The following is an 8,607-nucleotide window of genomic DNA, read 5'->3' as shown; positions in this document are numbered from 1 at the left end:
GCTAGGAAAATCAGGGGAACCCGCCAGCACTCAATTACAGCAACTGCGCAATTTGTGCCGATAGTAGGAGATATAGCAGATTGCCAATACAAGGTTTGCGTTCATCCACGCGTGGGGCTGATGGAATTGGCAGTAAATTGGTTCGCGACTTCATTTTCCGGAGCACTTTCCATGATTTCTGACAAGCGTTTTCGTTGGGCGTTTTTGATCGGTTTGAACCTGTTTTGCTGGTACATGCTAGGCTTGCATCAGCCCACGTCGGTGGCGCAAACGTCGCCTACCAATGGTGAGTTGCCGTTTGCCAACTCAGTTGTACAACGGTTCGACATGGTCGATCAATTGAAGCAGATTAATGCGCAATTGAAGGAGCAAAATGCGCTGTTGCGTTCCGGCACCGTGAGGGTGCTGGTGTCGCTGGACCCTCAAACCGTCGGTAAATAACGATGAGCTCTGCCCGCGAATTGCTCCTGAAATTTGCTTCCGGGAGCATCGCGGCACAACGTCGACGAGCATTCTCGCTACTCGAATTGCTGATGGTGATTGTGTTGGTGAGCATCTTGGCAAAGATGGTAATCACCAACGCTGTTTCCACCGCTTACGATCAACTACATTCAGTCGCCAACATTGTAGCGGGTGAATTGGCGTATGCCCGCGGTTTGGCAGTGGGCAACGACAGCACCTACTGCTTTACGCTCGATACCACAAATAACCGCTTGGTGCTAACCTACACCGGCAGTGACCCAACGCTGGCCACACTGCCGAATTCTCCCTTCCGTTCGCCCACGGACGCATCCAACCAGTACACCGTTTCATTGTCCACGTTGCCGAGCTTGGGCATTCCCGTGAAGCTGTTGGGCGGCCAGGCGGTCGGCACGACCACGCAAACTATCACCTCGGTGGAGTTCGGACCATATGGCTCAACGACTCAAGCCAATCAATCCGTGTTGTGGTTGACCGCGGGGACAGGAACCAGCAGGCGCTACATTTCAGTCACAGTCAATCCCGTGACTGGTTTGAGTTCTGTCGGCACATACACCAATGCAGCCCCTAGTGGAATAACCATTCCCAGTCCGTAATAACCAAGACAAGAGACGCCGTTTCTTCATGAGCACGCCATGATTCGCATTCTAAGTCCAAACCGAGCTGGACCTATTGGCATTGATATTGGCAGCCGCTCCATAAAGCTCCTGCAGCTCAATGCCGATCGAACGCGCGTGTTGGATGCGGCACGGCGCGATTTGTCTTCATCAACTTCCACAGGGGGAACCACCGACGCATCGGGCAATGCGGAGCAGCCCAACCGCACGGCCGAACTGACCGCCGCCCTTCGCACGGCACGGGAAGGGCGAAGCTTCCGCGGGCGTGAAGCAGTCATTTGCCTCGGGGCGCGTGAGCTGTTTGTGCAAAATGTCCGGCTGCCGAAAGCGGCGCCGGAGGAAACTGCCAGGCTGCTCGAGCAGGAAGCCGCCAGTCGGCTGCCGTTTCCGTATGCGGAAACGGAATCGCGGTTTTTGGAAGCCGCCGATGTCCGCCAAGGGGAAGCCATCAAACGCGAAGTCATCTTGCTAGCCTGCCATCGGCCGGCGCTGGAGGAAATTCTTGAAGCGGTGGAAGCCGCCGGGTTGAAGCCGATTGCCGTCGATGCCGAACCGCTAGCGCTTTTGCGCTGTTACAGTTGGCAATTTCGGCGGGACGAAGACAGGCAGCAACGGACGATGTTTGTGCACATGGGGGCCACCAGCGCCGCAGTCATTATTGCGCGGGGCACAGAGCCGCTGTTCATCAAGTATATCGATATTGGCGGCCAACATTTGGATGAAGTGGTTGCCGCGCATTTGAAAATGGATTTACCGGCCGCCGCCGCCTTGCGGCGACACAACGGCGACCGGCGTTCGGGTCAGCAAGATCCGGAAATTGCCCGCAGCATTGTCGAGAGCACTCGGCCGGTTATTGAGCGCTTGGCCAACGAGCTGGCGATGTGCGTACGGTATCACAGCGTAACTTTTCGCGGTCAGCCGATATCGCGGCTGATCGTGGGAGGCGGCGAAGCGGCACCGTCCCTGGTCGAAGAATTAACCGCACGTTTAGATCTGAAATGCGAACTTGGCGATCCCCTGCGCAGCTTTGAACTGGCCATTCAAACCGGCCGGCGCGGGCAGTGGGATTTGGCCGTCGGCATGGCGCTGCGTGAACGAGTCACTGCGGTGGCGTGAGCGAAAATAGGCTACAAGCAAAAGTGAATTCGATTATGCCCTCAACAGTCAATAACCCTTTGTCGCGCGACATCGACTTTTTGCCGACGTCCTTCTACGAGGCACACCTGCAGCGTAAGCACTCCACCTGGCGTGTGGCCGTAGTGGTGGCGTTTATTGCGCTGATTGTGTTTGCAGCAATTTATCAACAATTTCTACGCAAGTTGGGGGACGACCAGTTAGCGAAATTGGTCCCGCAATTCGAGCAGGCGAAAGCACATACAGAACACTTGGCACAACTGCAACAAGCTTTGCAAACCGCTGAACGTCGCGCCGATTTATTTGCTTATTTGCGCCATCCTTGGCCGCGAAGTCAAATACTGGCGGCGCTAGCCGAACCGCTGCCTGATGAAATCGAACTTGACGTGATTTCGATTTCCCGCGAACCGCTGCCGATTGCCGAAGGTACGAATCCGCAAGGAACTGCAAAGCCCGGCGAAACAGCGCTCGCCAAGCTCGATTCCCCCCAGCGCGATTTGCTCGCCCTGCGCGAGCATTGCGATCGCACACAAATTGTCGTGAATTGTTCCGGTCTGACCGATGACCCCGCGTCGCTGCACCGTTACTTGGAACAAATAAGCCACGATTCATTATTGGCTAAAGTCGAAATTCGCAGCATGGAACGTGTAACGAACGACCTCAGCGGCCGCATTCGGTTTGCCGCGAAAATCACGGTGCGCCCTGGCTATGGTCAACCAAATGGGCCGAAACTCCCCGCAGCAACGGTCGCCGCTGCAAATCCAACCGCAAATCCATAATCCCAACTAGCCCCGACTCGTTTTCTACTCGTAAACGCTCAACTCGAACTGCACACGCTGCATTATACCTATGCCGTCTCGCTCAAATCGCCGCCACAGTTTGTTCATTACGCTGCCGACAGCGCTTGCGGCGCTGGCGTATTTGTGGTTTGTATTTGTTCCGACAGCGAAAGCCCTTCGAAATATTCATGACCAAATCCGCGACAAGGAGAGTTTTATCGCCCAGACGGATGCGTTGCACACCAGCGCCGCGCATGTTGAGCACGATCTTGCCGAAGTGCAACAATATACGCAAGACTGGTGCCGCCAAACGCCCGCGCCCGGCCAATTGGAAATGCTGTTCGAAAAAATTACCGACTACATTCGCCGTTCGGGTGTCATCAGCACGCGTTTTGAGCCGTTGCAAGAAGTTTCATTGGAAATCATTCACCGAATGCCGGTCCGCATGGAAGTCACCGGTTCTTATGCTCAAATTTTCCGGTTGCTAGCATCGCTAGAACGCTTGCCTGAAACCGTATGGGTGGAGGAACTCAAAATAGAAAAGTCAAAGGAATCTGGGAAGGATGTGCAATGTGAGTTGAAATTAGAAGTTTTTGCGGTTGATTCCAAAGAATCGGGTTAGGTCGCCCTTTTTGATTACCGATATTAGACGAGCCGGGATACCTTGCGGAAGGCTGCAAACCTTTCCGGCCGGGAAATGAATAATCTCCGTGGGAACTAATAATCAATTTGTGCGGCGAGTGCGTCGCGAAATTACGGCAAACCCAAAGAAAGCCGCGGTGCTAGCGCTGTTGTTGCTAGTGGCCGTTGTGTTTTGGGCGCCGCTGGTGACGAAATGGATGGGCAAAGACGACGCCTCGGCCATGGCTGCCAACACTTCGGAGAATCCCACTCCAACAACCACCAGTACCCCGACGAACGGTCCTGTACCCGCACCGGCTGACACCATGACAAAAACAATCCATTGGAATCATGTGCTGACGGCAATTCGCGACGATTCGCGCATGCAACCTTATACTCGCGTCGAGGGAGAACGCGATCCATTTTCTCCCGCCGCTTCGAAGCTCGCTGCACAAAATCAAGCGCAAAAAGCCGCCGTCGAGGTGGCGCCGGAAATCACTCCCGAACAGGCCGGCATCGTGCTGCACAGCACGGTCGTTGGCGCGCAGATAAAAACCGCATTGATCAACGGCCGGGCGTACCATGAAGACCAAAACGTACTAGCGGCCAATGGCCGCGATCGGTTCGTGGTGGTGGAAATTAGAGAAAACGCCGTCGTGCTTTCGCGGCATGGCCAGTTGTACGACGTGAAGATGAAAGCAGTCGAAGTGGCAGCAGGCGACGAATAAACACAGGGCCGGATTGGATTCCGGCATAGCCGAATTTACTGAAAGTCATGGAAGACTGATGAGCAGCTTTTTGCGATTTACCTTGTTGGCTGTGTTTGCTGCCAGTGGAATTGCCCTGGCACTGGGTTTGGGGCTATCAAGCAACTCGGCTGCTGAAAATCCAACCAACGATGCTGCCGCACGTGCTGTCGCGCAGTCAACGCCAGCAAATTTTTCCGCACCGGTCGTCGAGCAAGCAAACCCACCCATTGCGAACTCGGCGGCGCCAACGAACCTGCTCCTGGCACAAGCGGCCACGTCGAGTGCCTCGCCCACAACCCAATCCACTTCGCCTGGGCTGCCGTCGCTTTCCGCGCCGTTATCACCAAGCACGCTGCAAGATGCGGTCAATTTTTTACAACAATCCGGAGCGTCCAACCCCGCACCCGGCATTCCCAGTCTTCCTGCGCCGGCCAACTTAAGTTCTCCTGCCCCTTCTGCCGCGCCGCAATCGCAGGCCGAGGTCATGCAGCAACTCCAATTGCAGCTCCAGCGCGCTTTGCAGTCTAAACAAAATACAGCCGAGGGTATCGAATCCAATAATGCAAAATCGCAGAGCCCTGTCGGCTTGGGAAATGAGAATGCCCCCAATAACCTGCCTGCGCCACTTCCGTCGCTGGGAGGCGCTAGATCTGACGCCCCGGCCAAATCGAAGCCACGCATCACCAGAATTCCTGGCGAAGGCGATAACAACCTTTCGATTCACCTGCAAGATGCCGATTTACGCGATGTCCTGGAGTTGCTCAGCGAACAAGGCGGTTTGAATATTTTGCCGAGTACCAGCGTGCAAGGAAAAGTTTCGGCCGCGCTGAATGGCGTCGATGTCGACACGGCCTTGGGCGCCATTTTGCGCAGCACGGGTTATGTCGCCCGGCACGACGGTTCATTTATCTATGTCGGCACTCCGCAAGATTTCAAAGCGATGGCTCAAGCTGCCGACACTCTTGGCACGCGTGTGTATCACATCAATTATGTGCGTTCGACCGATGTGCAAGCCCTGGTCACGCCGCTGTTAACCCCGGGTATTGGCAGCATTAGCGTTACCGCGCCCTCGGAAGAAGGTATCGGCTCCGATGGAAATAAAGCCGGCGGCAACAGCTTTGCTGGCGGCGAAGCCGTGCTGGTACGCGACTTCAATTCGATTTTGAATCAAATTGACCAGGTGATTGCTGAAGTCGATCACAAGCCCGCTCAAGTCGCCATTGAGGCCATGATTTTGAAGGTTACACTCGACGACGTGTACACCTTTGGCGTAGATTTCGCGTTTTTGCAAAACAATCCACACGTTCACTTATTCACCGGCAGCCCGCTCAGCGATTTAGGCAATCTGGCGCCTAACGGCGGGTTGCAATTTGGCTTTCTCGACGGCAGCACTGGCGCTTTCGTGCAGGCCCTGGAATCAATCGGCGATACCAACATCATCGCCAGTCCCAGATTGATGGTCATCGATAAGGCCCGGGCGGAAATTCTGATCGGCAATCAAGATGGCTACGTGAACTCCACGATCACAGAAACCAGCACGGCTCAAAACGTGCAGTTTTTGGAGACTGGAGCCGCGTTGCGGTTGCGTCCATTTATTTCGTCTGATGGCATGGTGCGCATGGAAGTGCATCCGGAGCTTTCCACCGGCAGCGTGCAAGTGACATCCGGTGCTACGCCCCTCACATTGCCGCACAAAGACGTAACACAAGTCACCACCAACATTATGGTTCCCGACGGTTGCACCGTAGTCATTGGCGGGCTCATACGTGACGAACTCGACACCACCACGTCGCAAGTGCCGCTGTTGGGCTCCATGCCTGGCATCGGCTTTTTGTTCCGGCACAAGCAGGAAGAAACGGCCAAGAAAGAAATCATTGTGCTCATCACGCCGCATATTGTGTGTGAGCCCAGTGCATGTTGCGAAGGAGACAAAGTAGCGGCCGAGTTCCATCGCCGCCAAGCGGTGTATGCCGATCAAATGAGTCCGTTGGGCAAGCGCTACCTGGGCCGCAAATATTACCGCTTGGCGCAGGCAGCCTGGGGCAAGGGAGACCAATCCACGGCGTTGCGGTTTATTGATTTGTCAATTCAATTCGATCCGCTGGATCGGGCCGCTATCGAATTGCGAGTGGCCATTTGGAATGGCAATCTTACCTGCGAACATTGCTTGATGCATCCGGCAGCGACGCCATCGGGCGACGGAATTGCCATCAGCGACGAATCTCCCACCGTTGCCCCGGGCGAAATCATAGAATCTGAGCAGCAGCCGGGTATCATGATCGGGCCGCCGGCGAATCTTAACGGCGCGCCAGCAAGTCCGTCCAATCCCAACAGCAAAGAGAATGTTGTGCCGGGTCGACAGGCTCCCATGGATACCACGGGAATCAAACCGTCCGCGACGAAGCCGGGCACGCCAATAGCGATGCCCAGCATGTTTCCGATGCCTGCCATGCCGGCAATGCCCGCCATTCCGCCAGCCAGACAAACTGCGAGCATAACGCCCACGTTGCCTTCACCAATTCGACCGGCGCTGGCTAACAAGCTGGACGACGCGCAGCTGCCGAACTGGATTGTCAATGGCCTGGTGCAACAAACCACTGACACTTCGGCTCGAGTTACTGTGACCGACACAAAGGCCTCGCAGCCATGACGCAACCTCGAAACAGCGTTCGCTGGAATTTCTCGATCGGCCCTTGGAAAAGGACCGGGAATAGGAAGTCACTTCAATTTGGCGCGCTGATTTTTTGCGCGTTTCTTTCCGGCTGTGCCGGCTTGGGTGATACCAACCAGGCGGTGAAGCGAAATACTGCCAACGATGCTGGTCCTTCGCGGGACGACCGCAAAAAAGCCCTGGCACGAGACTTCGACCAGCAGCGCGATGACGCTCAACTCGACGCCGCAGCATCGTGCTGGCAACGGGGCGATTTGGATGGATGCAATCGAATTCTAGACCAGTTGCTGAACCGCGATTCCAATAATCGGCGAGCGCGAATGCTGCTAGCTGATGTCGACTTGTTCACCGGCCACGCCGAACAGGCAGCTACCGAGTTGCAAACACTGGTCACGGCCGATCCCAAAGATGCGGTTGCGCAGCATGCACTGGCACAAGTGTGCGATGCTTGCGGGCGCCGTACCGTGGCGCTTGAGCATTATCAAATTGCGACGCAATTGGATCCGCAAAATGAAGAATATGCCCTGAGCTACAAAATGGCAACCGGCGTAGCGACGGTGCCGTCCGGGAATGCGGCCATTGCAAGTGCACCGCAAAAGCAGAGCGATTCGGCAAGCCCGGCCGCGACGATACCTTCGGCCAGTCCTGTGAAATTGGCTTCGGCCGCTTTACCGGTAGTCAAAACACAACAACCAGTCGAAAAATCGGCCGCGCTCAATTTCTGCATCTCCGATGCACCTGCAGACAACTTTCAAACTGAGAGTGTGCCTACAGCCAGTGTTCCAGCTGCAAATAGCGTTGCCGATGAAGCCCATTCCGCATCTCCCAGCGATTGGCGCTTGTGCGACAGCCCCATTGTGCAAAAGCGCGAGCCCGTGTTTATGCCGCCGGGCAAAGTTACCGATTGGTTGGGCCGCCTGGATTTTGGAGATTCGGCTGACGACAAACACTCGGCAACCAATTCGCAAATTTTTCCTACACAAAACACTTCATCACCGAGAATTATTTCTTCCCCAACCACAGCCAGCCCCCCAGTGGGTTGCTCGGCACAGTCTTCGGCCGGCTCCCTACAACCGGCATTGTTGGCAGAACCGTCGAATCGTCCACAAAATCTGCAAGATCCTCTCCATCAGGCTGCCGCGGCGCTGGGCCGTGGGGACACGCAGGCGGCCATCGAGATTGCCAGCCGCGGTTTGTCGGAAACGCCAGAACAAGCCGCTGTGCTGTACCGATTGCTGGGAACGGCCCATTATCGGCGTGCTGAATACGAAGCGGCGCAAGCTGCTTTGGCGCAAGCACTTTCTTTGGACAAAGGGGACGCTCTGTCCTACTTTTTAATGGGCTCTACGCTCGATAAGTTGGCGCAGCATGAGGCGGCCCAAGGCTACTTTGCCGAAGCCGCTCGCCTCGATCCGCGCTTTGCTTATTAGTGCTTTGGGAGCTTTCCAGTAGCGAAATCGGCAGGATTTCGCGCGCCCGGTTTTTGTCACCGACTCGCTGCCCTGCGTGGTGAGTTTTGAAATTGGAGCACGCCGCCGGCCTGGCCGCTTGCTCAA

8 protein-coding genes are annotated in these 8,607 nt (G+C 55.7%); all 8 read left to right on the top strand.

All coding sequences use genetic code 11. The features are described from left to right. Positions 1–171 precede the first annotated feature (171 nt). The 8 genes from VFE46_11515 to VFE46_11480 all read left to right on the top strand — a co-directional run bounded on the left by VFE46_11515 (position 172) and on the right by VFE46_11480 (position 8,481). On the top strand, positions 172–441 hold the full coding sequence (locus VFE46_11515; protein HZZ28620.1) for a hypothetical protein: 270 nt from the start codon (positions 172–174) through the stop codon (positions 439–441). A 2-nt stretch (positions 442–443) separates the two neighbouring features. Then, the gene (locus VFE46_11510; protein ID HZZ28619.1) at positions 444–1,076 is read left to right on the top strand and encodes a prepilin-type N-terminal cleavage/methylation domain-containing protein; all 633 of its coding nucleotides are present in this window, start codon (positions 444–446) and stop codon (positions 1,074–1,076) included. 39 nt (positions 1,077–1,115) lie between these two features. Then, on the top strand, positions 1,116–2,213 hold the full coding sequence (gene pilM, locus VFE46_11505) for a pilus assembly protein PilM (GenBank protein HZZ28618.1): 1,098 nt from the start codon (positions 1,116–1,118) through the stop codon (positions 2,211–2,213). Positions 2,214–2,248: 35 nt separating this feature from the next. Beyond that, entirely contained in the window at positions 2,249–3,010 is a 762-nt protein-coding gene (locus VFE46_11500; protein ID HZZ28617.1) for a hypothetical protein, read from the top strand. 70 nt (positions 3,011–3,080) lie between these two features. After that, positions 3,081–3,632, top strand: coding sequence for a type 4a pilus biogenesis protein PilO (gene pilO, locus VFE46_11495; protein HZZ28616.1), 552 nt, complete (start codon positions 3,081–3,083; stop codon positions 3,630–3,632). A gap of 88 nt (positions 3,633–3,720) precedes the next feature. Then, on the top strand, positions 3,721–4,359 hold the full coding sequence (locus VFE46_11490) for a hypothetical protein (GenBank protein HZZ28615.1): 639 nt from the start codon (positions 3,721–3,723) through the stop codon (positions 4,357–4,359). 58 nt (positions 4,360–4,417) lie between these two features. Continuing rightward, entirely contained in the window at positions 4,418–7,030 is a 2,613-nt protein-coding gene (locus VFE46_11485) for a hypothetical protein (GenBank protein ID HZZ28614.1), read from the top strand. Next, entirely contained in the window at positions 7,027–8,481 is a 1,455-nt protein-coding gene (locus tag VFE46_11480; protein HZZ28613.1) for a tetratricopeptide repeat protein, read from the top strand. Before VFE46_11485 ends, VFE46_11480 begins: the two co-directional genes overlap by 4 nt. The last annotated feature ends 126 nt before the right edge of the window (positions 8,482–8,607 follow it).

It is taken from the genome of Pirellulales bacterium, assembly GCA_035656635.1.
Classification (GTDB): domain Bacteria; phylum Planctomycetota; class Planctomycetia; order Pirellulales; family JADZDJ01; genus DATJYL01.
This window is presented reverse-complemented; position numbering and strand designations above follow the sequence as displayed.

Coding starts and splice junctions, on each gene's coding strand:
- VFE46_11480 (HZZ28613.1), top strand. CDS start 7,027: ATGACGCAACCTCGAAACAGCGTTCGCTGGAATTTCTCGATCGGCCCT.
- pilM (HZZ28618.1), top strand. CDS start 1,116: ATGATTCGCATTCTAAGTCCAAACCGAGCTGGACCTATTGGCATTGAT.
- VFE46_11510 (HZZ28619.1), top strand. CDS start 444: ATGAGCTCTGCCCGCGAATTGCTCCTGAAATTTGCTTCCGGGAGCATC.
- pilO (HZZ28616.1), top strand. CDS start 3,081: ATGCCGTCTCGCTCAAATCGCCGCCACAGTTTGTTCATTACGCTGCCG.
- VFE46_11500 (HZZ28617.1), top strand. CDS start 2,249: ATGCCCTCAACAGTCAATAACCCTTTGTCGCGCGACATCGACTTTTTG.
- VFE46_11515 (HZZ28620.1), top strand. CDS start 172: ATGATTTCTGACAAGCGTTTTCGTTGGGCGTTTTTGATCGGTTTGAAC.
- VFE46_11485 (HZZ28614.1), top strand. CDS start 4,418: ATGAGCAGCTTTTTGCGATTTACCTTGTTGGCTGTGTTTGCTGCCAGT.